This is a genomic window from Arthrobacter antibioticus, assembly GCF_030063205.1.
GTDB lineage: Bacteria > Actinomycetota > Actinomycetes > Actinomycetales > Micrococcaceae > Specibacter.
Genome location: NZ_JASISQ010000001.1, coordinates 32,896 through 57,440, shown reverse-complemented (window position 1 = coordinate 57,440; position 24,545 = coordinate 32,896). Strand labels below are relative to the sequence as shown.

Annotated in this window: 26 protein-coding genes; 14 read left to right on the top strand and 12 right to left on the bottom strand. The window is 55.3% G+C overall.

The window, feature by feature from the left end; translation table 11 throughout:
• Positions 1–169: 169 nt before the first annotated feature.
• From QMG40_RS00270 to QMG40_RS00260, 3 genes are all read right to left on the bottom strand, one after another.
• Positions 170–433 carry a hypothetical protein gene (locus tag QMG40_RS00270; RefSeq protein WP_283526706.1) on the bottom strand — a complete coding sequence of 88 codons (264 nt, stop codon included), beginning with the start codon at positions 431–433 and terminating at the stop codon, positions 170–172.
• Positions 434–590: 157 nt separating this feature from the next.
• Positions 591–920: a hypothetical protein gene (locus tag QMG40_RS00265; protein ID WP_283526704.1), complete on the bottom strand. Its 330-nt coding sequence runs from the start codon at positions 918–920 to the stop codon at positions 591–593.
• Positions 921–986: 66 nt separating this feature from the next.
• A complete protein-coding gene (locus tag QMG40_RS00260; protein WP_283526702.1) occupies positions 987–1,451 on the bottom strand; it encodes a GatB/YqeY domain-containing protein in 465 nt (154 codons plus the stop codon).
• 353 nt (positions 1,452–1,804) lie between these two features.
• On the opposite strand from QMG40_RS00260, the gene QMG40_RS00255 reads away from it, so the two are divergent.
• Together QMG40_RS00255 and QMG40_RS00250 are read left to right on the top strand one after the other, a co-directional pair.
• Positions 1,805–2,632: a metal-dependent hydrolase gene (locus tag QMG40_RS00255; protein WP_283526700.1), complete on the top strand. Its 828-nt coding sequence runs from the start codon at positions 1,805–1,807 to the stop codon at positions 2,630–2,632.
• A 131-nt stretch (positions 2,633–2,763) separates the two neighbouring features.
• Positions 2,764–3,390 (top strand): phosphoribosylanthranilate isomerase, encoded by a 627-nt coding sequence (locus tag QMG40_RS00250; protein ID WP_283526698.1) that lies wholly within the window; start codon positions 2,764–2,766, stop codon positions 3,388–3,390.
• A gap of 36 nt (positions 3,391–3,426) precedes the next feature.
• Here the strand turns inward: QMG40_RS00250 and QMG40_RS00245 are convergent, their stop codons facing one another.
• Together QMG40_RS00245 and QMG40_RS00240 are read right to left on the bottom strand one after the other, a co-directional pair.
• The gene (locus QMG40_RS00245; protein WP_283526696.1) at positions 3,427–3,957 is read right to left on the bottom strand and encodes a DUF1697 domain-containing protein; all 531 of its coding nucleotides are present in this window, start codon (positions 3,955–3,957) and stop codon (positions 3,427–3,429) included.
• Positions 3,954–4,967 (bottom strand): helix-turn-helix transcriptional regulator, encoded by a 1,014-nt coding sequence (locus QMG40_RS00240; RefSeq protein ID WP_283526694.1) that lies wholly within the window; start codon positions 4,965–4,967, stop codon positions 3,954–3,956. The genes QMG40_RS00245 and QMG40_RS00240 overlap by 4 nt, the downstream gene beginning before the upstream one ends.
• A gap of 103 nt (positions 4,968–5,070) precedes the next feature.
• On the opposite strand from QMG40_RS00240, the gene QMG40_RS00235 reads away from it, so the two are divergent.
• From QMG40_RS00235 to QMG40_RS00210, 6 genes are all read left to right on the top strand, one after another.
• A complete protein-coding gene (locus QMG40_RS00235; protein ID WP_283526692.1) occupies positions 5,071–6,099 on the top strand; it encodes an MDR family NADP-dependent oxidoreductase in 1,029 nt (342 codons plus the stop codon).
• Positions 6,100–6,246: 147 nt separating this feature from the next.
• Complete coding sequence (locus tag QMG40_RS00230) at positions 6,247–6,603, top strand: PadR family transcriptional regulator (RefSeq protein WP_283526690.1); 357 nt, start codon at positions 6,247–6,249, stop codon at positions 6,601–6,603.
• Positions 6,588–7,973: a hypothetical protein gene (locus tag QMG40_RS00225; protein WP_283526687.1), complete on the top strand. Its 1,386-nt coding sequence runs from the start codon at positions 6,588–6,590 to the stop codon at positions 7,971–7,973. Before QMG40_RS00230 ends, QMG40_RS00225 begins: the two co-directional genes overlap by 16 nt.
• A 58-nt stretch (positions 7,974–8,031) precedes the next feature.
• Positions 8,032–8,457 (top strand): GNAT family N-acetyltransferase, encoded by a 426-nt coding sequence (locus QMG40_RS00220; RefSeq protein WP_283526686.1) that lies wholly within the window; start codon positions 8,032–8,034, stop codon positions 8,455–8,457.
• 404 nt (positions 8,458–8,861) lie between these two features.
• Positions 8,862–9,041, top strand: a complete 180-nt coding sequence (locus QMG40_RS00215; protein ID WP_283526684.1) for a hypothetical protein — start codon at positions 8,862–8,864, stop codon at positions 9,039–9,041.
• A 213-nt stretch (positions 9,042–9,254) separates the two neighbouring features.
• Positions 9,255–9,893, top strand: coding sequence for a maleylpyruvate isomerase N-terminal domain-containing protein (locus QMG40_RS00210; RefSeq protein ID WP_283526682.1), 639 nt, complete (start codon positions 9,255–9,257; stop codon positions 9,891–9,893).
• A 1,026-nt stretch (positions 9,894–10,919) separates the two neighbouring features.
• On the opposite strand, the gene QMG40_RS00205 is transcribed toward QMG40_RS00210, so the two are convergent.
• Positions 10,920–11,450 (bottom strand): universal stress protein, encoded by a 531-nt coding sequence (locus tag QMG40_RS00205; RefSeq protein WP_283526680.1) that lies wholly within the window; start codon positions 11,448–11,450, stop codon positions 10,920–10,922.
• 289 nt (positions 11,451–11,739) lie between these two features.
• Here QMG40_RS00205 and QMG40_RS00200 point away from each other — a divergent pair, with 289 nt between their 5' ends.
• The 5 genes from QMG40_RS00200 to QMG40_RS00180 all read left to right on the top strand — a co-directional run bounded on the left by QMG40_RS00200 (position 11,740) and on the right by QMG40_RS00180 (position 17,403).
• A complete protein-coding gene (locus QMG40_RS00200) occupies positions 11,740–12,906 on the top strand; it encodes an ROK family protein (RefSeq protein WP_283526679.1) in 1,167 nt (388 codons plus the stop codon).
• A 130-nt stretch (positions 12,907–13,036) separates the two neighbouring features.
• Positions 13,037–13,930 carry an ABC transporter permease gene (locus tag QMG40_RS00195; protein WP_283526677.1) on the top strand — a complete coding sequence of 298 codons (894 nt, stop codon included), beginning with the start codon at positions 13,037–13,039 and terminating at the stop codon, positions 13,928–13,930.
• A 9-nt stretch (positions 13,931–13,939) separates the two neighbouring features.
• The gene (locus tag QMG40_RS00190; RefSeq protein WP_283526675.1) at positions 13,940–14,737 is read left to right on the top strand and encodes an ABC transporter ATP-binding protein; all 798 of its coding nucleotides are present in this window, start codon (positions 13,940–13,942) and stop codon (positions 14,735–14,737) included.
• 107 nt (positions 14,738–14,844) lie between these two features.
• The gene (locus QMG40_RS00185) at positions 14,845–15,873 is read left to right on the top strand and encodes an aliphatic sulfonate ABC transporter substrate-binding protein (RefSeq protein ID WP_283526673.1); all 1,029 of its coding nucleotides are present in this window, start codon (positions 14,845–14,847) and stop codon (positions 15,871–15,873) included.
• Between the two features lie 6 nt (positions 15,874–15,879).
• Positions 15,880–17,403 (top strand): sulfatase-like hydrolase/transferase, encoded by a 1,524-nt coding sequence (locus QMG40_RS00180; RefSeq protein ID WP_283526671.1) that lies wholly within the window; start codon positions 15,880–15,882, stop codon positions 17,401–17,403.
• 129 nt (positions 17,404–17,532) lie between these two features.
• On the opposite strand, the gene QMG40_RS00175 is transcribed toward QMG40_RS00180, so the two are convergent.
• Genes QMG40_RS00175 through QMG40_RS00160 form a run of 4 tightly spaced genes read right to left on the bottom strand, consistent with a single transcriptional unit; the run spans position 17,533 to position 20,620 of the window.
• Entirely contained in the window at positions 17,533–17,931 is a 399-nt protein-coding gene (locus QMG40_RS00175; protein ID WP_283526669.1) for a DoxX family protein, read from the bottom strand.
• A 42-nt stretch (positions 17,932–17,973) separates the two neighbouring features.
• Complete coding sequence (locus tag QMG40_RS00170; RefSeq protein WP_283526667.1) at positions 17,974–18,843, bottom strand: metal ABC transporter permease; 870 nt, start codon at positions 18,841–18,843, stop codon at positions 17,974–17,976.
• Positions 18,840–19,628 (bottom strand): metal ABC transporter ATP-binding protein, encoded by a 789-nt coding sequence (locus QMG40_RS00165; protein ID WP_283526665.1) that lies wholly within the window; start codon positions 19,626–19,628, stop codon positions 18,840–18,842. The genes QMG40_RS00170 and QMG40_RS00165 overlap by 4 nt, the downstream gene beginning before the upstream one ends.
• Complete coding sequence (locus tag QMG40_RS00160; RefSeq protein ID WP_283526663.1) at positions 19,625–20,620, bottom strand: metal ABC transporter substrate-binding protein; 996 nt, start codon at positions 20,618–20,620, stop codon at positions 19,625–19,627. Before QMG40_RS00160 ends, QMG40_RS00165 begins: the two co-directional genes overlap by 4 nt.
• A 501-nt stretch (positions 20,621–21,121) precedes the next feature.
• Here QMG40_RS00160 and QMG40_RS00155 point away from each other — a divergent pair.
• Positions 21,122–22,591, top strand: coding sequence for a DHA2 family efflux MFS transporter permease subunit (locus QMG40_RS00155; protein ID WP_283526661.1), 1,470 nt, complete (start codon positions 21,122–21,124; stop codon positions 22,589–22,591).
• Here QMG40_RS00155 and QMG40_RS00150 read toward each other — a convergent pair.
• Together QMG40_RS00150 and QMG40_RS00145 are read right to left on the bottom strand one after the other, a co-directional pair.
• Positions 22,588–23,166 (bottom strand): antibiotic biosynthesis monooxygenase, encoded by a 579-nt coding sequence (locus QMG40_RS00150; protein ID WP_283526659.1) that lies wholly within the window; start codon positions 23,164–23,166, stop codon positions 22,588–22,590. The genes QMG40_RS00155 and QMG40_RS00150 overlap by 4 nt on opposite strands.
• Positions 23,167–23,711: 545 nt before the next feature.
• Positions 23,712–24,542 carry an SDR family NAD(P)-dependent oxidoreductase gene (locus tag QMG40_RS00145; protein ID WP_283526656.1) on the bottom strand — a complete coding sequence of 277 codons (831 nt, stop codon included), beginning with the start codon at positions 24,540–24,542 and terminating at the stop codon, positions 23,712–23,714.
• Positions 24,543–24,545 lie beyond the last annotated feature (3 nt).

Genomic DNA, 24,545 nt, shown 5'->3' with positions numbered 1-24,545 from the left:
ATCTATGCGCGAATATCTCACACCAACCCGCTCATCCGCAGTTGAACAACCCGTAAGCACACTTATCGTCTTTACACGGGTGGGCCACTACAACACCCTGTCCCTATCCCTATCCCTGTCCCTATCCCTGTCCCTATCCCTGTCCCTATCCCTGTCCCTATCCCTATCCCTAGGGCATCATTCCCGACTGCACCGGCACGTAGTCAACGGCGTTGCGGCGATGTATATTCCTGGCCAGTCGGTCAAACCCCTTGGCATCAAGGTTGTTCCCCAACCTGTACGCTGCCAATGCCTCATCATAAATTTCATTCATCCGGCGGCCGCTGAATTCTGCCTGCGTGCCATCTGAAAATGTGATCGAAATTGTTGTCTTGGCGGGGAAATGCCTACTCATGCGAACATATCCGTCGCTGTCCTGTTTCAGTTGGATCATGGTGGTTCCGCCTTGGAATGTGAACGCCTCATGGAGCTAGAAACGTAACTGTTGTCCCCTGCTTCAGGCAAGGGTGAAAAACAAGACTCTCATAGACTCAGCGCTGTGCTGTTCTTTTAGTGCACAGGCATGCTCAGCTTAAGCTCTCCACTTGCGCCTAACACAGCTGCGCGGCCTTGATGGCTTGTGCGGACTGCGCAGCCGCATCGGCGAGTTGCGCACTGACCAGCGAGAGCGCCGTTTCAAAGGCTTCCGCTCGCTGGGCAGCTTTTGCATTCAGGGGTCTGGGCGTACTCCGGACACCTTCATCGGCTACTCGTTCAGCAGCCTTTCGCCGGTAATTAGTTGTGTATTTGTTGCGTGCCCGGCGCACCCGTTTGTGCAAAGCCAATAATTGGTCTTCGTCCAGCAAAGCCAACCGTTCAGACTCAACCTCACGAAGAAGCGAGGCTTCTTCAATTTTAAGTACACCCAACAAATTTTCCACGAGCGCCACTCCTCAACTAACCAATAAACAGGTATGAATCAGTTGCATATAAGCTAGCACGAGCTTTCATTGCAGGCGCTTACGCACCATTTCAGATATCATTTTGCCGTCAAAACGCCCAGCGATTTCGGTAGTGATCGGTTTCATGGCTGAGCCCATTTGCCGCATAGAGAACTTGCCTTGCTCAGCTTCTAGTCCCGTGATGATCCGCTCAACGATTCCAGCCGCTTCATCGGCGCTCAGAGGAAGGGGAAGGTAGGCTTCAATCACCTCCGCCTCTGCTATTTCTGCCGCGGCCCGATCCTGCTCTTGAGCCTGAATATAGATCTCTGCCGTATCTCGGCGTTTGGCAGCCTCTTTTTGCAACAGCGTGATGACCTGCGTGTTGTTGAACTCAATGGGAGTTTTTCCGCCCTTTTCGCGTGTTTCAATTTCACCCAAAACGTTGCGAACGGTGGTTAGCGCGATCTTATTGCCGGCTTTCATGTGCGCGACGACATCAGACTTGAGTTGTTGTTTAAGCGTTGACATGAGCTCCCTTATGATTCTGGTAATCAGCAGTTAGGCTGCCGTTATAAGTAATTATCCTCCCTCATGCCAGTGAACTGGCACCTCACCGGGATCCGGAACTATCAGACTGATGAAATCCTCCACCATCGAGTGGTGTTTGGGGCCGTTTGGTCCATTCTGGGCATGACCTTCGACGTGTTCTTTGCTCAGGACCCAAAGATAAGCTGCAGGCCTTGGCCCCGGAAGCCCCAAGTGACCCCAGAGAAGAAAACGGATACGCGCCAGCGTTGGGTCCATAATGTCGGTACCTACGCATAGGCTTGAAGCAGCAGGTTTTGTCCACGTGTTGCGGGATCAGAACAAAGAACCCGATAGTGCAAGGACGTGCCCTCATGATGGGAGCCCATCACGCTGCCAGCGGTGCCGCGCTCTGGCTGGCCCTGACAACACACTTTGAGGTGAGGCTCAGCGGCCTCTCACAATTACTGCCAGCCGTTCCAGAGCATCTTTCCATCGGGATGGGTATCCTTGATCCGACTCCTGCGGGTGTGGTTGTAGGAGCGTTGGTAACCGCAGGTGCTGGCCTGGTACCCGACGCCGACCACCGAAACGCAACCATTGCCAAGTCCCTCCCACCCCTGTCAAATATTGTGTGTCGAAAGATTGGCACGATATCTGGTGGGCACCGGCACGGAACTCACTCCATTTTGGGTCTCGCCTTCTTTATCAGCATCGCTGCCCTAGCCGGAATGTGGACGATTGAGCTGGCAAACTTCGGCACCATCTATCCGGGAGCGGGTTTGCTAGCTGTTCTGTTGGCATCCTTTGCTGCAAAAGCACTGAAGATCATTCCCGACACCATGCGAAAGTTCCCTTGGGTGCTGGGTATTGCTGTTGGCGTTTTCGTCATGATGTTTGCACCCCAAGAACCTTACTGGTTGCCTTTGACCATGGCGCTGGGCGTTGGTATCCACATAATTGGAGACATGCTCACGACAGGTGGCTGTAATCTTATCTGGCCCTTGCGAATCAGGCCCCCGAGTGCTTTGCGCGGGGTTGCTTTAGTAAATATTTTCTGGCGCCCTGGCGGCAGTTTTGCCGTGCCGATCCTCGGGAATGCTGGTTCAATACGCGAATGGCTGGTCCTTGTTCCTGTCAGTGGTTACGTCATCTGGGCAATTGCGGCAACTATTTTCCTTTGAGCGCCTGCGCTCACTAGACCATCTCCGAGCTTGGACCCATAGGAGCCAAAGGGCGGTTCCTGCTGTTAACATGGCAGTTATCTCCCTCGCGAAATTCATACCCGAGTGGCCCCTTTGAACCAGTCAGGACAGTGTCAGCCTTGTATATAAAGATTTGCGGATTGCAGACGCCCGAAACTGTTGCAGCGGCTGTGGACACAGGCGCCAATGCCATTGGTTTTATTTTTGCCCCTGGAAGCCCACGGACAATCACGGCAGCGCTCGCCGCCGAGCTTGGACGCGGCGTAGAAACGGGGTGCGGCGTCGAAACGGTGGGGGTGTTCCGCAACCAGCCCATCGATGAGGTACTCAGGACTGCACAGGGCGCCGCCGTAACAACTGTGCAATTACACGGGGATGAGTCCTTGAAAGACATGCATCGGCTTCGTGAGGAGGGTTTTCGCACCTTGCGGGCATTCTCGGCGCACGCGTACAGCTCTCTAAGCCCCAGCGAACGGCAGTTGTGGGAATCCGAACGCGTCTTGCTGGACGCCGTCGAGCCTGGTGCAGGGGTGAGTTTTGATACAAACATGCTCGCGAACGGTGTGCCGCCAGGTTTTTGGCTGCTGGCTGGGGGGCTGACCCCTGCCAATGTGGCAGGATATGCCAACGCGCTGCGCCCCAGCGGGGTGGATGTCTCTAGCGGTGTGGAATCCAGCCGCGGAGTCAAGGATGCCGGGCTTATTAGAGAATTTATAGAAGCGGCCAGGGCCGCTTAGCTGCAAACATGCGCTAAAGATGATCGAAGCCGGACGTCAATTCGAGGAGTATTTCTTGATGAGACGTTCGAGGGTACCCATGGTGCGGGAAGTTACGGGCACCCCAAGAACCCGTTCCAGCAGCACTGTTGCATCGCCTACCGTTCTCCTCTTTATCCAGCAGGCACTAATGGCATATTGCTGCGTCAGACGCCGTGTTTCAACGAGACCGTTCGTACTTTGAAACGGGACTTCTCTGGGTAGTTCAGTGTGGCAGTAGTCAAAGAACGAGACCATGATTTTGTGAAGTGTCTCCTCAGCTGGCACTACTGATTGCTCTGCAACGATGCGCACTAGATCTCCAAGGGGTCTAACAATCACTTCCTGCGAGAACCCGGAGGCTCGGAGTTTAGCCACGGCGGCTCGTGTGAGCGCTTTAGGCGTATCGGAGTGGAAGATAATAGTGCCGTTTGTCTGGTGATTCCTCGCCATATCTGGTCCGCCGAAAGCATCCACCAAATCCTTACTTGTGGGACTGCCCAATTTGCCGAAGTTAACGTAACGGAAGAAGGCAACATGTTTACTCATCGCTCACCAGCCTGTCCACGACTTGTTTCCTGTAGACCAGCATCAACTGTGGCTATGTTAGCGGCAACACGTAGGCGGTGAGCAGATTCATTCATTTTCTTCCGCATTTCTTCTGGTGAGCGAATAAAAAATGGCAGATTCGCGGACAGAAGGTAGACGGCAACAGTTTCGTAGGTGTCCGCACCGGTATGAACAACGCACGAGTTCTCATCCAGTGGCTCGATAAAGACCGCGTCAATCGGGAAAAGTGTGGCAACCTCTGACGCTGGTGCATGGAACACAGCCTCAACACGGAATGCATACGGAGCAGTGGCAATCGAATTGGCCGTGTATTGGGCCATGTCTGATCCCGGGGGCTGGCGAGGCACAAAATGGTGCTTACCAGGTAGGTAGGCAGCAATACGATCAATGCGCAGCGTTCGCCACTCGCCCTCGTGTGGATTCCAAGCAACCAGATACCAAAGGTAGTCATTTTGGATGACCTGGTGTGGCTCGTAAAGCTGTGCAGGCTGCGACAGTCCACGGGCATTGTAGGTAACTTCCAGTTGTAGACGAAGCCGACAATATTTGGCCAGTTCCCTTATGGTCGTCGCTGAAGTGCCGGGTACGGCGGCCTGGTATGAGGCAACATATCTGTTAATATCATCTACAGCCCGTTTATGCTTAGCAGGCAACAGGCGGGACAGCTTAGTGATGAGCAAGTCTCTATCAATGGCAGATGGCTGCAACGACATCGCTGCCGACGACGACAACCCTGCCAAAAGTGCCACGACTTCAGTCTCAGTAGGCAGCAAGGGAGCAACTCTGCGGCCCGGACCAAGTTGATACCCACCATGCGGACCGGGAACAGAGTCGATCCCGAATCCGACCTCTTTTAACGCTGAAATATGTCTGCGAATACTGCGTTCATTGACACCGAGAAGTTCCGCAATATTGCGCGCGGGTACGGGCACAGCAGCAGATTGCAGGACCTCAAGTAGCTCAAAACTTCGCCTCAAATATTCAGTCACGAACATCACTCTAATAACAAACCAGGACGGTTCAGCGCCGCATCTGTTGTTAACGTGGCAATACGGCTACTCCAAGCCCTACACCAGCCAGCAAAGAGGAACCATGAAGACGACACAAATCAGTCTTGCCAACCGTCCGAACCAGCAAATCAGGCCTGAAGACTTCGCCCTCGAAGTGGTGGAGTTACCTGAGCTCTCTGATGGAACGATATTAGTTAGAAACACTGCCATGGCGTTGACATCGGTCATGGCAGATCTGATGCGAGGAAATGACCTCCCCATGCCTCCTTACTGTCTTGGTGAGCCCCTATGGGGAGGTGCCGTAGGCGTTGTAGAGCAAAGTAAAAGTCAACGCTTCGTCCCAGGTGACATAGTCCAAAGCATGGCCGGGTGGAGAACACGTTTTGTGGCTGATCAGGATACGCTTTTTCCAGTTTCAAGCGCTCAGTTTCCCAATCCAGAAGTTTTGCTCAGTCAGGGGCCCACGGCCTATCACGGCATGGTGAATATTGCAGAAGTCGGAAACAATGACACCGTATTCATTACCGGGGCTGCTGGTGGTGTCGGATCACTTGCGGGCCAGATTGCACGGAAACGTGGAGCCCAGCGCGTGGTTGGCACAGCTGGTTCTGACGAAAAAGTAACTTGGCTCGTGGACGAACTTGGTTTTGATTCGGCCTTCAACTATAAAAATGCCGGAATTGAGGAATGGCTCGGCGAGCAGTTCCCCCAAGGCTTCAGTGTCTTCTTTGACACCGTTGGTGGCGCACAGTTTGAGATGGCGATCAGACATGCCGGCCAAAACGCTCGCTTCGCGCTGTGCGGGACTCTCTCCGAACAATTCTCCAAGGATGGGACGGATCAGCGCCCACGCTTCGACATCATGACGGGGATTCGCAAACAGTTGCATATTCGTCCGTTCAGCACCTACCACACACCGGAACAGATTCATGCTTGGACCACGCACTACGCCCAGTGGCTCGCCGACGGTGACTTTAGTTTTCCCCACACAAGAATTTCAGGCGGTCTAGCTGCCGGTCCGGAAGGCCTCATGACACTTATGCGCAGTGCCCATCGCGGCAATGTGATTCTTGATCTCAGCGAGATCATCCCCGAGTCGATTGCGAGATAAACAAAGCCCAAATCCCTGGGTTCCACGGGCAGTCTGCGCCAGGTTCTGACGCTGGGCCAGTATCTGCCAGTTAGTGACTTGTGAGAGACTTCAGCTCAAGGGCGCACCTTGACGTTAGATACTCCCATTGTGGGTATATTAGCTGATATGACTGAAGTAATGTTTTGGATTCTCGCAGCCCTTGCTGGTGGCAGACAACACGGATATGGCATCCTGCGCGATGTTGAAGCGCTAACGGCGGGAACCGTCTCGTTACGAGTGACCACGCTCTATGCCACGCTCGAACGGTTGGAGCGAGATGGACGCCTTCGTCGCGCAGGTGAAGAAACTGTTGACGGCCGCGCACGCCGCTACTACGAATTGACCGAAGATGGGCATCAAGCACTCATTCTAGAAACCGAGCGGCTCGCAGCAAGGGTTCTGGCCGCACAAAGTCGTCTACTAACGCCACGCCCTGCTCCGGGCAGACCCGCGGTGGCGACAATGTCATGGGCGCATCTCTGATGAGCAACCGCGGCAAGAGTCCTTACGGTCAACTGTTGCGCTGGTATTCAAGAGCGTGGCGGAAAGATCACGGGCATATTATGCTCGATACCCTAGAACAGCACGCAAGTGAACGTGGCAGTGCACGTCCCTCGATTTCCGAGGCTTGGTCCATCAGGGCTCACGGATTGAGTACAAGAGCCACACGACGTTGGGCGGCAATTAGCGCAGGCGCAGCGTTATTCGTCTATTTGATTGCAGGTTGGCTCCTACTCAGCAACGCGATAGTGCTCACAGGCGCAGAGAGTACTTACTACGCGCTAGCTTTTTTTGCTGCCCCGCTGGCACTTGCTCTCTCCGCCGTCGTACTCCTGCACCGGAGTGGGCAACTCTCCGCCCCGGCTGCCCTGTTAACTGCTGTCAGTGCCATACCTGCCTGTGCGTTTACGGCTTTTTCGGCAGCGAGCTTCTCAGTAGGGTTTGATGAAGCGGATGCCGGCCTGGGTTCTGGCTGGTTTGGATCCTCGACACTGATCTTTTTGGGACTGGCATGGATCGCTGGAACGTTCGCTCTTGTTGCACCGGCCAGTTCGGTACTGCCAAAAATTCGCATAGCAGCAATCCGTGTGCTGTTGCCCAGCCTTTTGGCGGCGATAGCTGTTCCTGTCGTGGGAATACTCATACACGCGGGCCAAATAATCGGAGTTATGAGTGCCACCACTCTCCTTGTCATGGCCCTGCGAGGTGACCCGTCCGTTCGGACGGCAGAAAAGCGTCAGTACAGTCCGATACTGGGCAAAGATCAAGCAACGATTTTGAACCCGAGGCTGACTCGTCGTGGGTACCTAACAATTAGTGTATGGGCAGGTGTGTCGCTAATTCTTGGAGCAGGCTGCGTTGTGTTCGCGCTCACAGGCAGTCTCATCTCCCCTGTTGCCCGCGATTCCACACATGCCATGAATCTAGGTTTGGCGGCAGGGGCCTTGGCGGCGATTCCAATTGTTATTGCTTACGGATTGACTCTTTTCCAGCGTTATGGCGCGCCTTTCCTAGCCGCCACACTGACCTGTTGTGGGAGCCTGGTCCTAGAATCGGCGGCCCAGGCGCTGGGGGCGGACCATTTGATGCAATGGCCCTTGACCCTCGCTTCGGCGCTACTCTTGGGCACTGCGCTTGCGCTACCTAGTGGACGCCTGCTCCCGGGCCGGGGCTCATTCCGGTTTGGTGTGACAGTAGCACTGGCTTTAGCTGCTTCAGCCATTGGAATCTTCATCGTGACGATGGCAGCCTTCATCGCCCCACTGGGAGCTGCGGCCCTGTTTATCTGGTCATTGGATAAACTCTCAAAACTAATGCAGCAACCAAACTTACCTATGGTCTATCCATCCTGAAACATCTCAAGCTCTTGGCGGGATTTCGGCTCTAAAGTTTGCGTGTAAGACTTAGGGAATGGCTGCGTTCAACGTCTTGACCTCTGCAGAAGTGTCAAACCACGAAATTCTCTCTTTATATGACTCTGTGGGGTGGATTGCGTATACAAATGATCCAGACCTGCTTTTTAGGGCCATCAGCAACTCATCATTCGTTGTTACAGCGCACAACGGCACGGGTCAATTGATAGGTCTTGCTCGGGCAATTTCTGACGACTCAACAATCTGCTATCTGCAAGATATTTTGGTTCGCCCGGAGTTCCAAAATACCGGCGTTGGCCGTGCGCTGATAGACCACGTCCAACAGAGATACCACCACGTACGGCAAACGGTGCTGATCACCGACGATGAGCCGAAGCAACGTGCTTTCTACCAATCACTCGGAATGGTTGAAGGCTCAAATGTCATTCCGAACGCAGTGCACGTTTTTGTTCATTTTAGATAGTTCAACCAGCAACTCAGGAGGATGTCTTGATGACCCTGCAGACAAAGCGTCTTGTCCTTGAACGCCTGGGGAACGAGGACGCCGAAGGAGAGCACTTAATCCGTAGTGACCCTTAGACTCTGGACACATGTTTGCGAGCATTCGGCACAGTGCAGCCCGGCAGATGACACACAATGCTGAATCGCCAGCTCAGATCGTGGGATCGAGACGAACTTGGGGCATGGATAGGCAGGAAACCCGGAGACTTCCAGATCATTGGGTAGGGCGGTTACTCGATTAGCCTTGGGGCGTATTGTAATCTCGGATATCGCTTCGCGTACGAAGCGCAAGGTCAAGTTTTTGACCACTGAACTCTCGCTTCTCGCCATGGAACAGGCGAGATAAAATCGATTGGCCTCCCGATCGTGGCGTATTTGCTTGAACGAATCGTCTCCTCAGCCCTGGTGGCGCAGAAAGCAGGTCTCTCGCTAGTGCACCGCTGCCTTGATGCTGGCAACCCCGAACCAACAGCTATAAGACTTGGTTATTTAGATCGGGATTTATCTCAGGTAGAACTGACCCAGACTACTGATTTTCGTCTCTAGGACACCGATGGTCGCACCCACGTGTTGACTGGTAACGAAGGAAGGACGTCGAGGATGACCGCATACAGTCAATTCGTTTTGACTCCAGGATCACTCCTAGGATGCGTATCTGGGATTAGCAAGAGCTGCCAGTCTTCCAGGGTCAAGGTTTGGAGCGTCGAGTCCTGAACGCCCTTGGGGGGAATGGAGATAGCCTGCAAGAATCAAGTGAAAGTGACTGATGTACTTATGAACCTTGAAACGGATCCGGAAGCTGCCACCCAACTCTGCCTCGACGCACAGGCAAGATTGGCATCCCGTGTGGCACACCTAACCGAAAAAGACATTCGTTCAGCGAGTCTCCTCCCGGATTGGAGCGTGGGCCATGTACTAACCCATCTGGCCCGCAATGCCGACGCACATGCCCGCCGTTTAGCAGGTGCATTGGCGGGAGAAGATGTACCGAAGTACCAGGACGGTGAACAGCAACGCCGTCACGAAATAGAACAAGGGGCCACGCGTTCCGCTGTTGAGATCATCACCGACCTTCATGCCAGCATGTCCGCACTCGAGCAGACCCTTGCCAAATGCAGCCTGGCGGGGTGGCCAAACGACAATTTTCTGGGTGGAGGAGACTACGGCGTTGCTGGATGTCCCGCGCACAGGTTGCGCGAAGTGGAGATGCACCATGTTGACCTCGGGCTTGGCTATTCACCTCTGGACTGGCCCGAGGAATACGTAGCTTGGGACCTGCCAGTGTTGCTTACAACTGTTCCGGATCGGTTGGAATCTTCCTCTGAGCGCCACTCCTTAATGGCATGGCTAGCCGGCCGTGGCCCACTAAGCACCACAACCAAACTTGAGTCCTGGTGAGCAAGAGTCCCCACCTAAGCCACGAGGACGAGAAGTCCACCAGCGCCCTGATAAGAGTTTGCGATTCTCTGGAACTGATTGTTTGTACCGGGTTGCTCCGACCTCACCAGTCCCCCGGAAAAGTCTTAAGGATCCGTAGTGTGGCTCCCAGTGAGCTGACCAACTACCCTCACAACCGTGTCCACTACCGCGTCCGGGCCATCCCTACCCGTTTGCACTAACTTCTGTCGGCGTGAGTAGCCCTATGCTGTCCTCATACCGCAGGCAGGAAGATGGAGAACTTCTGACCCAATTCTCGGATGGCGTGAACGCACGAACTAGTCTGCAGCTTGCTCATAAGCCAACTGCACTTCAACCCAGCTTGATGCCATCATGATTGAAAGTGTAGAACACCACCAACGATCGGCTGAGAACCTGGAGTATCACTAAAGGCACAGATTGCGAACGAGTCAAACTTATAGGACATCCGGACTGTCCGGAGCATTCTTTAAGGCACCAAAAAATGAAAGTGATCTCGTTAATAAAATGCGAGGGCATGAGGATTATTCTTCGCAAACACCGGCGCCGATAGCCGGTCCGGCAAATGCAAACCCAACAATTTCTCCATCAGTTTAATCGAGTCAAAGCTTACGGCTGGGACGTTCACTGGAGAGGATTTATGTCCCCCAATGCTCCCTCTGCGCTAGGGCGTCACTACCGAATCTGTCCCGGGGAGACAATGCGCCACAGGTTCCCGCCATGCTTCGCTGTGGACTGTGGACTGTGGAATGTGGAATGTGGACTGTCGACTGCGGCCAGAGCGTTGGCTGCGTTCACAGCTAGAGGTCGTATGAGCGTTCCTGTCTTGGTCACAGACCAGCCCTTCCACATTGGGTCACTTGGACCGCCGTGTCGATGCCAAATGGTTGACTAGCGGGGCTGGCCCAAACAGTTTCACTTCCTGGGTCTTACGCCCAGGCCGTGACGCGGCCACCACTTCCAGATCCAGCATCTTGAGGTTTGATGGACACCGGATGGGTGTGAGGACTACTCTTTATCCGCCAGCCCTGTACCCTCTGAATTCACTGAGTTCCCTGAATTCACTGGATTTGCGGCGGCCTGAGATGTGGGCGCAGTCCGCACCACCAAAACAGGGCTTTGCGCATGCGCGGTGCAGGCAGTGCTGACAGAACCCAGCAGCAATCCCTTGAACCCGCCCCGTCCTCGTGAGCCAAGGATCAGCATCACCGCAGACTTGCTTCGTTCCATCAAGACCTTTGCTGGTTGTCCACGAAAACACTCTGCGCTAAGTTCTTCGGGCACACTCTCGCCGAAAGCCTTGGATAAGGTCTCCGTGAGTATTTCTTGGGCGATCGCTTTGGGATGCCAGTCAGCTGCTGCGTAGGGACCGTAAACGGGCTCTAGTTGCCATGCGCTCACAGCTACGATCGTAGCGCCCAAAGCGGGCGCCAGTGTTGTTGCCCAGTGCAATGCAAGAATCGATTCCGGTGAACCATCAACACCGACCACAATTTCCGGAATACCAGCTGTTGTTGGAACTTTGGGAACTTGTTGCATAGTGTCTGCCGCCTTTTCATGAACCATAGGGCAGATCTCCGCCAGCCCGGTATCTACCATCATTGGCCTCTGGGGCTGATTTGGAAAGGCTTGACCCTCAATTGCCGAATTCCGCACAGTACCTCGCCGGTGGATTCAGAGAAACCAATGATGTCAATGCTGGAACGTACACCACAAATAATTTAAGTCAACAGGCTTTACAAAAGTACCCATGCTAGCTACATAATGGTCAGTGAGGGCCCTTTGAAAACATTGGCAGCCCCATATTTTAACAACTGAAAGAGGGCCCGTGCTCACATCCGATGACGATGTTTTGCAGGCAGTTCGCCGTAGACACGAGCTGCGCGTTCTGGACGCACTGGCAATTCATGGTACCCGCACCCGTCGTCAGCTGGAAACTGACACAAACCTCTCCCGCACAACCCTCTCGGCCATCGTTGGCGACCTGCGCCAGAACGGTGTGCTTGCTGAACATGACCAACTTATCCACGCCCCTGGACGGAGCGGCCGGCCCACCAAAGTACTCTCGCTTAACCCTAAAACATGCGCCGCAGTGGGCATCGAACTAGGCCGACGCCGTATCAGCATCACCGTCACAGGCTTTGACGGTTCACGCGTCACCCACGAAAGTGCGCAGATCCCCGGAACGCTCGCACTACAGGAAAAAGTCCAACACGCCGCCACCATGCTTCGCGAGCTTATTAGCTCTGGGGCCATCACCGCCGAAACCGTGATTGGCATGGGGGTTGGCATTGCCAGCAGGCACGCCAACCCCCACTCACTCTCAGACGGAGTGCAGCAACAAAGCGACCCTGAGGGCGCTTCCCTCCAACCACTCCGAGATGAATTAGCAGTCCCGTTGTTGTGGGATAACAACATTCGTCTGGCGGCAATGTCATATGTTAAATCCAACGACAACCTCCTCTATGCCGCACTCTCCGCCGGAGTGAGTTGCGCCGTCGTCAGCAATGGCAGGCTTCTGCGCGGCGCCAACGGAACTGCGGGAGAGCTAGGACATGTGAGTGTTGATTTCGCTGGTCCCGTGTGCTGGTGTGGACGTCGCGGTTGCTTGGAGAGTTACATCAATGAATCCAATGTCCTGCTTGAATCTGCACGTCGAGGCCAGACCTTTGATTCTATTGCCGCCATGGCCAAAGCGGCCGCAGACGGCAACAGTATTGCAAGGAGTGTAGTGGACTGGGCTGCTGAACTGCTGGCCCGAGCCATCAGTGGTGCCTGCGTGCTGCTGGATCCGAGCCGTGTGGTCATTGCCGGGGAACTTTCACAGTTTGGCGAACAGCTTTTAGTGCCCATCCGAAATGCTCTGGCAGAACAGTCCTTGGATATTGGTCCACGCTCCACCGATATCAGCACCGCTGTATTCGCGGTCGCCGCCGGAAGCGACGGAGCCGCACAGATGGTCCTCAAACACTGGGCCACGTCGAACCAAAGCTAGCCAAAGTCTCCCTAGAAGCGTTCCTGTGGCTCCAACGGTCAAGGAGGGAAATATGTCCGGACAATTTGGCGTCAACCCTACTTATGTAAATAGTCTTGACAGCATGTGATCTATGCCATAAATTTAAGCCATGGCACCAAAAGACACCGTCAGTCCGGTCTATGACGCACCCGCATCCACCGGCAGCCCAACCTCCGAAGAGGACCAGGGAATAAAAGCATCGAGTCCAAAGAAGTCGAGTCCACAAAAAACGCGAGGATCTGGCACTCGTAAGCTGAGCCGTCAGTCCATGATTGTGATCAATATAGTTTCTGTGGCGGCTGGCTTGGCAGCGTGGACGATTTTCTCAGCTTCAGGGCTGGTCACCTTGCCCGGCCCGTTAGAAGTAGGTGTTCGGGCCGGTGAGGTCATCGCTGACGGAACCTTGGCGGGAGACACTTGGGCCTCACTCTCCCGAGTCTTAAGTGGTTTCTTCCTAGGCAGCCTCTTGGCAATTCCGGTTGGTTTCATCATGGGTTGGTATGGCATAGGACGCGCAATTATTGAGCCCTATGTACAGTTTTTCCGCACCATTCCCCCACTGGCGCTGCTGCCTTTGGTCATGGTCACAATGGGGATTGGCGAGACACCAAAGATCTTTGTTATTTTCCTGGCTGCATTCCTCTCCTGCGTTATCTCCACTTATCAGGGAGTGGTGAGCGTTGACAACACACTCATTAATGCAGCCCGCGTACTCGGCGCGAACAGCTTTGTGATCTTCCGCCGCGTTGTAGTACCTGCATCGTCTCCATTCATCCTGGTCGGCATGCGCATCGGTCTTGGAGCTGGCTGGGCCACAGTGGTTGCCGCCGAATTGCTCGGTGCCGTCAACGGGCTCGGTGCCCGCATGCAGGCAGCCATGCAGTTTTATGACATGCCAACCATCCTCGTGAACGTGATCGCCATTGGAATTCTGGGTCTGGTCATGGACCGTCTACTACTCATGGTCGAAGCTCATTTGACCCGCTGGCAAGAACGCCGCTAAGGAATCTCAATGCCCACTCTTACCAATAACGCGATGATCCGTTTTGAGGACCTTCGCCAAGAATTCACCCTTACTGGAACCACGTTCACGGCGCTCGATGGCGTGAACCTGAACATAGCCGACGGCGAATTTGTCACCGTTGTGGGCCCGTCCGGCTGCGGGAAATCCACCATGCTGAATGCGGCGGCTGGGCTGCTGGATCCTACCAGTGGCCGTGTGGTGGTCGATGATCGTGAAGTGAACGGTCCCAGCACACGAACGGGTGTCATTTTCCAGCAATACGCACTCTTTCCGTGGCTGACAGTGCGCAAGAACGTGGAATTTGGTCTGGAGCTAAAGAAGGTACCGGCGAAGGAACGCAAGGCGATCGTGGACCACTACCTTGACCTGGTTGGCCTGACCCGCTTTGCCGAGGCCCTCCCCAAAGAACTCTCCGGCGGCATGAAGCAACGGTGTGCCATTGCCCGCGCCTACGCTGTCAACCCGGAGATTTTGCTCATGGACGAACCATTTGGAGCCCTTGATGCCCTGACCCGAGTGCATATGCAGGAGCAGCTACTTCACACGTGGACCAAGGAACGCCGCACAGTTATGTTCATTACCCACGACGTCGATGAGTCAGTCTTCTTGGCCTCCCGGGTCATCGTCATGGCGGCTCGTCCGGGCCGCATCTACAAAGAGATCCACATTGACCTCCCCTACCCACGAACGGAGCAAATGCGTCTCTCCGATGAGTTCGCAAGACTTCGGGCACAGGTATGGGAAGCCGTCTATCACCAGCCAGATGCCAAGGGCGCTGACGAATAAGCTACCGTCGCTTACCTCCGCCCGGCTCCATCCAGAACTGCACTCGCTAAACCAACTATCGAACTTACCCGGCCAACGAGGGCCAGCAACTACACCCAGGAGACACCATGACTTCATCTCTTTCACGCCGTAATGTTCTCCAGCTCTCCATCGGAGCAGCCGCCATTTCACTGCTGGCGGCCTGCGGAGGCAACACCGATTCCAAACCTGCCGGCACCGGTGCCGCAGCGAAAGATCCCGTGGAGATCAAGGTCGGTTACATCGCCGACTTTAACGGTGCCGCCTTGATGGCCGTTTCCGACCAAGAGGGCTACTGGGCCACCGCCGGTCTGAAGCCGAAGTACATTCCCTTCACTAACGGCCCCCTTGCTATCCAGGCACTGGGCACGGACAACGTGGACGTGGCGTACATCGGATCCGGCGCCCTCTGGCTGCCGGCCTCCGGCAAAGCCGAGATTTGGGCCGTCAACTCAGTTTCCAATGCGGACCGTATCATTGCCCAGTCTGAGTTCAAGACACTGGCTGATCTCAAGGGTAAGAAGATCGGCATCGCTACCGGCACCTCCGGCGATCAGTTGTTCTCCTTGGCGCTGGCCAAGGAAGGCCTTGACCGGGCCGACTTTGAAATCACACCCATGGACCCGCCCACGATCGTAGCCGCTTTTGCTTCGGGACAGATCGATGGGGCAGCGTTGTGGTACCCGCTGATCGACAGTGCCAAAAAGGGCAAGCCTGACATGGTTGAACTCTTTGGCAACGAGGACTTCATTGACCAGCTCACCTTCCCCTCCACGTTCGTGGCTGGGGCGGGACGTGCGGCAAAGGACAAGGAATTGGCCATTGCGTTCATTTCAGTGGTCAAGAGTGCCAATGACTACCGCAAGGAAAATCTTGACACCACTATTGCGGTGACCGCCAAGTTCCTCAAACTCAAGGAAGAAGACATGAAGGCCCAGGCCAGTGTGGCCAAGCTCTTCACTTCCAAGGAACTGGAAGATCTTTCCTCCAAGGGCACTATTGACACTTGGCTGAACGCCTTGCAGGAACAGTTCAAGGCCGCGGATAAGATCCCTGCTGTTGTGGACCCCAAGACGTTCTACGACTCGGAGCTGTATGCCTCCACAAAGAAGGCCTAACCGTCCATGACTGACAGTTCTCCTAACACAGGCGGCTCCCGCCGGAACATGCTGTTCCTGATGACGGACCAGCAACGTATCGACACCCTTGGCTGCTATGGCAACACTTCGCAACACACACCCAACCTCGACAGGCTGGCCGGGCGAGGGACCACCTTTGACCGCGCCTACACCCCCACAGCCATCTGCACCCCCGCCCGGGCCAGCCTGCTCACCGGGTTACAACCGTTTGAACACGGATTATTGGCAAACTACGAATGGAACTCAGGCCATCGTGAGGAGCTTCCTGATGGGCTGCCTACGTTCTCGGCGGCCTTGATTGAGCAAGGATATCGGCTCGGACACGTGGGCAAGTGGCATGTGGGCAAGGACCGTGGCCCCGAACATTACGGCTTTGAAGGAATCCACCTGCCCGGGGCGCTAAACGTCTTTGATGACCCAGGGTACGAAGGGTGGCTGAAGGCAAACGACTTCCCTGACTTCCGTATCTCCAGCCCGGTCTACACCACTCGTGCGGACGGCAGCCAGGGGCATTTGATTGCCGGGGTGACTGACCAACCAACAGAAGCTACCTTTGAGGCTTTCTTGGCGGACCAAACCATCGCGAAATTGCGTGAATTTGCTGCTGGAGCTTTGCAGGAAGGCGGAGATCGCACACCATTTTTCCTGTCCTGCCACATCTTCGGTCCACACCTGCCCTACCTGATTCCGCAAAAATGGTATGACATGGTTGATCCGGCCACAGTGGAACTACCGGGTTCCTTCGCTGAAACTTTCCATGGGAAACCCATGGTGCAGCAGGCCTACGCAGAGTACTGGTCCACTGACTGCTTCACGGTCGATGAATGGAAGAAGCTCACAGCTGTCTACTGGGGCTACGTAGCCATGATCGACCATGAAATAGGTCGCATCTTGGACGTCATGGACGAGCTGGGCCTCAGTGATACAACCGCAGTCATGTTCACCGCAGACCACGGCGAATTCACGGGCGCACACAGGCTCAATGACAAGGGCCCGGCCATGTATGAAGACATTTACCGCATTCCCGCCATCCTTGCCCTACCAGGGGAGCACGAGCGGCGGGAGGACCGTTTCATCAGTCTGCTGGATTTCACGGCCACCTTTCATGAGATCGCCGGGGCAGATGCCTCCGGGGTACGCGGCCGCAGTCTACTGCCCTTGGCTCATGGTGAAGAGGTCTCGGGCTGGCGCGAGAATATCCTGTGCGAATTCCACGGCCACCACTTCCCCTATGCTCAGCGAATGATCCGCAATAAAGAAGTGAAGTACATTGCCAATCCTGAAGGCATCGACGAGTTCTATGACATGGTGGCTGATCCTGATGAGCTGATCAATGTCGTTGATGTACCCGTTTATCGCGAGCGGGTGCGCACCATGCGTCTTGCCATGTACCGCCAGTTGGTGGAGCGTGGGGATAAGTTTGCCCAATGGCTAGCCTTTGCCGGTGATATACCGGCCAGTGAGCGAGTCCGCCCGGTCACTGCTGTGGAACGTTTCATCACCCAGTAACCAGCTATCCGGCAATACCAGTTTCACAGTCAGGCCTGCCGCAATAAGGCACCTGCCACGAAAGCCGGGCACCTACGGGTGCCCGGCTTTGTTGCTAGTTGGCTTCCTAGCATTGAGGTGCGCTAGTCGTTAGGGCTTACGGGCACTCCATGCCCAGGCAACCAGGGGTACCTGCAGGGGCAGTCGGACCGAGTGGATCTTCTTAGCTGTTGAATTTCCGTCCGGCCCCCAGGCCCGCCGCAAGGCCGTCACGTGCCCCGCGGTGAAAGCGATGAACATCAAAGCGGAGGCTGTCGCCGCGGCCTTGCGTGTCCGGGGAATCAAGAGTCCTACCGCAGCGAGTGCTTCCGGCACGGCCGAGGCAATCACCCACTGATGACGTGTCATTAGCGCAAATTTTCCGCCTTTATCGCTGCACAGTGACGGTGGAACAACGGCGTAATAAAACTTGGGGTCCTTGATGTGGTTGATGGCACTTGTACCCAGCAGAGCAGCCAGGGCCCACGCTTTGAGGTTGATTGAGGTCATTGACCCATCCTTGCATGCCTAACCCCGGGCGAAACTGAGAACTCAGGCGGCAACCAGCTTCCGGCGTCGCGCCGCATTCATCCGGGTAGAGATCAAACCATGGCGTGGGCTAAACAAATAGACCAGCGTAAAGGCAGCACCCTGTGCCAAAACCACCATGCCACCTGAGGCGGCGTCAAGGTAATAGCTGGCGTAGAGGCCCACGACTGCACAGACCGCTGAGATGGTTGGTGCCAAAAATAGCATCCGGCCAAAACGATCTGTGAGCAAATAGGCCGTGGCCCCAGGAATGATGAGCATCGCAACCACCAACACCACCCCCACCGCTTGCAAGGCAACTACGGAAGTCAGGGCCAAGAGACCCAGCAGGAATGCACCGAGCACGCGCGGGTTCAAACCGATGGCGTGGGCATGCGTGGGATCGAAGGCAAAGAGCGTGAAGTCACGCCGCTTGATGAGCAGGATCGCCAGGGTGAAAGCACCAAGAATCAGCACCTGCTTGAGATCAGAATGGCTCAACCCCAGCAAGTTTCCGAAAATAATGTGGGTGAGATCCGTTTGGCTTGGTGTCACCGAAATCAGCACCAGACCCAAGGCGAACAGGGTGGTGAAGACGATCCCAATCGCGGCATCTTCCTTGACCCGGCTGGTGTCACGAACCGCACCGATCAAAGCCACCGCGAGAAAGCCGAAGAGCACAGCGCCAACGGCGAAGGGGGCACCAACAATGTAGGCCAGGGCTACCCCGGGCAGAACGGCGTGTGAGACTGCGTCCCCCATCAGCGACCAGCCAATGAGAACAAGCCAGCACGAGAGCACGGCACACACCACCGCGGCAATTAACGTGACAGCAAGTGCGCGCTGCATGAAAACAAAATCGAACGGTTCAATCAAGAATTCAAGGATGCTCATGCCGAAACCCCGCTGCGGTGTGCCCCGCTCATGCCGGCAGCCGCCATATTTGCGGCAGCTGCATGTGTGCTGTCCAAACCAAAAGCCAAAGCAAGGTTCTCAGGCGCCAATACTTCCCCAGGAGTGCCGTGCATCAGTACCCGACGCATCAACAGCACCGCCTCGTCTGCCAGATCCGGGAGCGCATGCAAGTCATGGGTGGAAACTAAAATGGTGGCACCTTCCTGGGCAAGACCACGCAACAGGGCGGCGATAGTGGCCTCAGAGCGCTTGTCTACACCAGCAAAAGGCTCATCCAGCAGCAACGTTGTGGCGCCCTGCGCGATTCCACGAGCAACAAAAGTACGCTTTTTCTGGCCACCTGAAAGCTGACCAATCTGACGCTGCGCGTACTCCCCCAGTTCCACGCGTTCCAAAGCTTCCGCCACCACCAGCCTGTCGGCCTTGCGCGGACGACGGGTCAGTCCCATATGTCCGTAGCGGCCCATCATCACCACATCTTGTACCGAGAGCGGAAATTGCCAGTCCACGTCTTCACTTTGCGGGACATAACTAACGACGCCGGACCGCCTGGCTTTAGCAGGGGTGTCGCCATTAATCGTGAGCGTTCCCGCGTCCGGTTTCACCAAACCCATAATGGCTTTAAACAGGGTTGACTTCCCCGAACCGTTCATACCCACGAGCCCACAAATTCTTCCCTTTTCCAGCTTTAGGGTGGCCCCGTCGAGGGCAAGGACTTCCCCGTAATGGACTGTTACGGCATTGACATCAATAGCGGCATTCATGATTTTTCTCCCTGCTGCGCACTATCGGTGCCGCCCGTCAGTGCATCGACAATCACCTTGGCGTCATAACGAATGAGATCCAAATAAGTGGGGACGGGTCCATCGGGTTCGGAAAGCGAATCGACATACAAGGTTCCGCCAAAGACAGCATCCGTAGCCTCAACAACCCGGTCCATGGGTGCTGCCGAGACGGTGGACTCGCAAAAGACTGCCGGTACCTTGTTGGTCCGGACAAATTCGATGGCGCCGGTTATCTGTTGGGGTGTGGCCTGCTGTTCTGCGTTGACTGCCCAAATGTACTTCTCAGTCAGACCGGCGTCGCGGGCCAGATAGGAAAACGCGCCCTCGCAGCTCACGAGGGCGCGCTGGCTAACTGGGAGGACAGAGAGTTTCTCAACCAGGTCATCCTGGACCTCCTGTAGCGTTGCGTTGTAGGAGGCAGCGTTGCTTTCATAAAATGCGGAGTTATCCGGATCAAGTTTTTGAAACGCAGTCACCATGTTCTTGACATAGATCTGAACATTCTTAGGTGACATCCAAGCATGTGGATTCGGCATGTCCTTATAGACATCCTCAGCGATGCTGATGGCTTCCACACCCTCCGTTACAACGGCGTGAGGGGCCTTAACATCTTGCACAAACTGTTCAAACCACGCTTCAAGTCCCATACCGTTGTCAAGGATCAAATCAGCCTTGCCGGCCTTGCGGATATCCCCCGGAGTTGGTTCATAACCATGAATCTCGGCTCCAACTTTGGTGATCGATTCCACCTGTAACTTATCCCCCGCAATGTTCTGGGCAATATCAGCCAGCACAGTGAACGTTGTCAGAACTACCGGAGGTCCATCGCTAACTTCGGCGTCAAGTGCGGCATCTCCCGCGGTGCAGGAGGTCAGTGCAAGCGCCAGCGCAGCTAGGCCTGCAATCATGGCGCGGCGGTGGGTCTTCTGGGACCGGGGGTGGGCCGTGGACCGGGCAAGAGAAAATGACATGCAATGACCATAGTTTAGGCTTACCGAAATTACTAATTACTACTACACGTAAAATGCCGCTTGGACACCGTACTATTACTTTTGTGCCTTGGCACTAGCCCCGCAAAAAAAGTCTCTTTCCCTGCATGCGCATCGAGCTCCATGGCTCCAGATGGGCAGGCGACTACCTTTGCTGCGTGTGACCTGTGGCCCATAGGCCTGCTGAGGAAAAGAAATCTCCTGGCACCGCCTCCGTGAATACCCGCCAGCACCAGCTCCGGGATTTACCCCCGACCCTCGCCCCGGGGAGAAAACGCACCATGAGAATCAAGGACACTCCGCTGTTATCTAGCTCGGGATCGGTACAGGAATGGCTAGCCCACGCCGTCGTCCATCAAACAAGCCACATAAGAAATGGGAATAGATCCGAGAGTAGCTGCGCTTGCAAACGTGAGACAAAAGACTCCCCTAACGCCCACCCCACCAACGCGCCATTTCATCCATCAGCATTCAGGACCTCACATGACTATCGCCACCCAGAAAGCGCCTGAACGGCTCTCCTCTAAAGACCGCACCACCATCGCAGTATTGTTGGTTTCAACGTTTGTGGTGATCTTGAACGAAACCATCATGAACGTGGCGCTGCCCCGTTTGATGCATCAGTTCGACGTCTCATCCTCAACCATCCAGTGGCTGGCCACGGCCTTTTTGCTGACCATGTCAGTTGTCATCCCGGCCACGGGATATCTGCTGAGCCGGCTCTCCATACGTACCGTATTCATCCTGGCGATGGGTCTGTTTTCCACGGGTACCCTGCTGGCGGGACTGGCACCGGGCTTCGAGGTCCTCCTCCTGGCGCGGGTGGTCCAGGCATCCGGAACAGCGATCATGTTGCCGTTGCTCATGACCACTATCTTGGACCTAGTTCCATCACACCGCCGCGGTGCGATTATGGGTAATGTTTCCATCGTGATCTCGGTTGCACCCGCCATCGGCCCCACTCTCTCCGGCATCATTTTGAACTCACTCTCATGGCGGTTCATGTTCCTTTTGGTACTTCCGGTGGCCGTGATCGCATTGATCGTGGGAGCGCGCCTGCTCACCACTAAGAATCAACGGGCAAGTAGCAAACTCTCTATTCCGTCGGTACTGATATCCATCCCAGCCTTCGGCGGTCTTGTGTATGGCCTCAGCGGCATTGGCTCCCAGGACAATACGACGCAACAGATCGCTTTGCTCTCTCTTGTGATTTCATTGCTGTTCATGGCAGCGTTTGTTCTCCTGCAATTACGATTGCAGCGCAAGGACAGCGCACTGTTGGATCTGCGTCCATTCTTGATCCCACAATTCACACTTGCGCTTGCACTGATGGTCCTGGCAATGGTGGCGCTTTTCGGTGTCATTATTCTCTTGCCCATGTACCTTCAAAACGTCCGAGGGCTCGATGTTCTCACCACTGGGCTGATGCTCCTGCCTGGTGGGCTGCTCATGGGGCTGCTGGCACCCTGGGTTGGAAAGCTGTTTGACAGGGTTGGTGCACGCCCCCTGCTGATGCCCGGCGGAGCTCTATTGTCGCTTGCTTTATTCAGCTACACAAGGCTGGATGGAAACACGCCTCTGCTGATGATTATTGGCCTGCACTTGCTCATGTCCCTTGCGCTGGCATTCATCTTTACCCCTGCCTTTACGGCCGGGCTGAACCCCCTGCCACATTCCCTGCACTCACACGGATCGGCTGTGCTATCGACTCTCCAGCAGCTAGGCGCGGCGGCCGGCACGGCACTGCTTGTAGGTGTCATGGCGGCCGGTACAGTGGCTGCCGGCGCAGCCGGTAAGGATGAGATCGCCGCCCAAGTTAGTGGTTTAAGCAATGCGTTCACAGTTGCCGCCTGTGTTTCTGTGGGCATCGTTGTCATTGCCGCTTTTATGCGCAAGGTTGACTTTCCCGAGGATAACGATGCCGCCGCGGAGGTAGCTGCTGTAGCCAGCTAGCTGGCTTTGTGGCCTTTCCGTGGTGCCTGCAGCCACGGACGGAGCAATCTTGTGCTTAGCGGCAGGAAAAAGTAGGTCATGACAGGGGTCAAAACACAAACATTCAGCAGCACAGCGAGCACTAGGGGCCAATCTTCGGTGAGGGGGCGCAAAAAAATATTAGCCAGCAGACTTAATGGGAAGAACGGCAGGAAGATCCCTACTGCCTGCTTCCAGCGCGGGGGCACCACTGTCTCCGGTACCGTGACCGAGACGTCCCCGGGCTGGTCAAACCAGCCCTCAATGCCTGTGCGGTGCTCCACACGGGTCATTTTCATCAGGTCACCGCAACTGTCAATCCACCATTTACGCTCGTGGGAGTGGTCCCACTCCTTGAGTGTGTCAATGTTGGAGAAACGGTACATGACATGCCATTCATCGGACTCAGGGCTGGTCCGTACCCATCCTGAACCCAGGTAACCTGGCCATTCTCTGGCTAGTTCTTGGCCAGCATGAGCCCATGCGGCGAATTGGCGGTGGTAGCCGGGCTGGACACTGCGGGCGATGGATACTGTAACGGGATGCAATTTTGACACTGAAGAAGTCTACGTGCTTTTAGCAGTAGCTACAGCGAGCAGCAGCCAGCCCCCTATGGCGCGTGAGTCTACTTAGCGGTTTGGTTTTTCATAGGTGCCGTGGGTAGCGATCAAACCCATGATCACTGTGAGAATTACAATAACTGCTATGACAATAACAAGTCCCATCATGCTCATGACGTGTCAGCTCCTTAGTCCGAGGCCAGGGGTGATGGCGGCCTACGCTTGGCTTCTTTGCTGAATTCAGCTATCTCCATCATGCACCTAGTAGCGTGATGTCTCTAGAGGCTACACAGGTCCATCAGGGGTGGTCTCAGCCGGCGGCGCCTCTGAGTGCACAGGCTTGCCTCCAAGTGCACAGGCTTGCCTCTAAGTGCACAGCCGGGTTCAGAAACGCAGCTACCGGGTTGATCGTCCTCAGTCAGCCTGCATTGACAGCCAACCACCCGCGCTGCCAAGGATATGACCCGGTCACGCTCGGTGGGCCCGCCAGATCCTTCCGGATTCAGTTCCGCCATGACCTCCGCTAAGCACCCATCGTGACGTCACGGCAACCACGGCTCTACCATCTCCTCACTGCGTTGCCAGAGCTGCTGGGCCACGTCAGGATCGTTGGCTTGCCGGCTGATGCGAGCAGGCCTGCTTCTGGCGTAGTAACCGCCGGAAAACCAGTCAATGCCTGGCTCACCCAAAGCGAGCCACACAAGAGTGTGTGCTCCTTGTGCGGGGGTGAGCATGTATGTTCGCAACCCGCTGCCGTAGAGGAAACGCAAATAGCTTTTAGAACCGGCAGAAAAATTGGTGGCCACCCCGCCTGGATGAAAAGCGGCTGCGTTCAGGCCTTCAGCGGTGAAGCGGCGGTGAAGTTCCTTCGTGAAAAGGATGTTGGCTAGTTTGGCGTTCCCATAGGCCAGGTTGGAGGAGTACTTTTTCGTCGATGAAAGGTCGTTCAAATCCAATTGACCAAACAGTCTGTGGGCAACACTGGAAGTACTAATGACTTTGGCTTTGCTGGCCAGCAGCACGTTCTCAAGCGTTCTTGTCAGCAGGTACGGGGCCAGATGATTGACTTGAAACGTGCTCTCGTAGCCATCCTGGGTCAGCTCGCGTCTGCCCATAATACTTCCGGCATTATTGGCCAACAAGTCAATCCTGGGGTAGCTCTTTTTGAGGGTAATAGCTAACTCGCGCACCTGATCGAGACTGGAGAAATCGGCGACAAAATGTTCGGCACCAATGTCCTCCGCAACAGCTTGTGTCCGCTTGGGTGAGCGTCCAATAATGACAATTCTGTCCCCCGTCTGAGCCAGCGTGCGGGCAGCAGCTTCACCAATTCCACTACTGGCACCGGTAATGATGATGGTTTTCTGATCCATGGG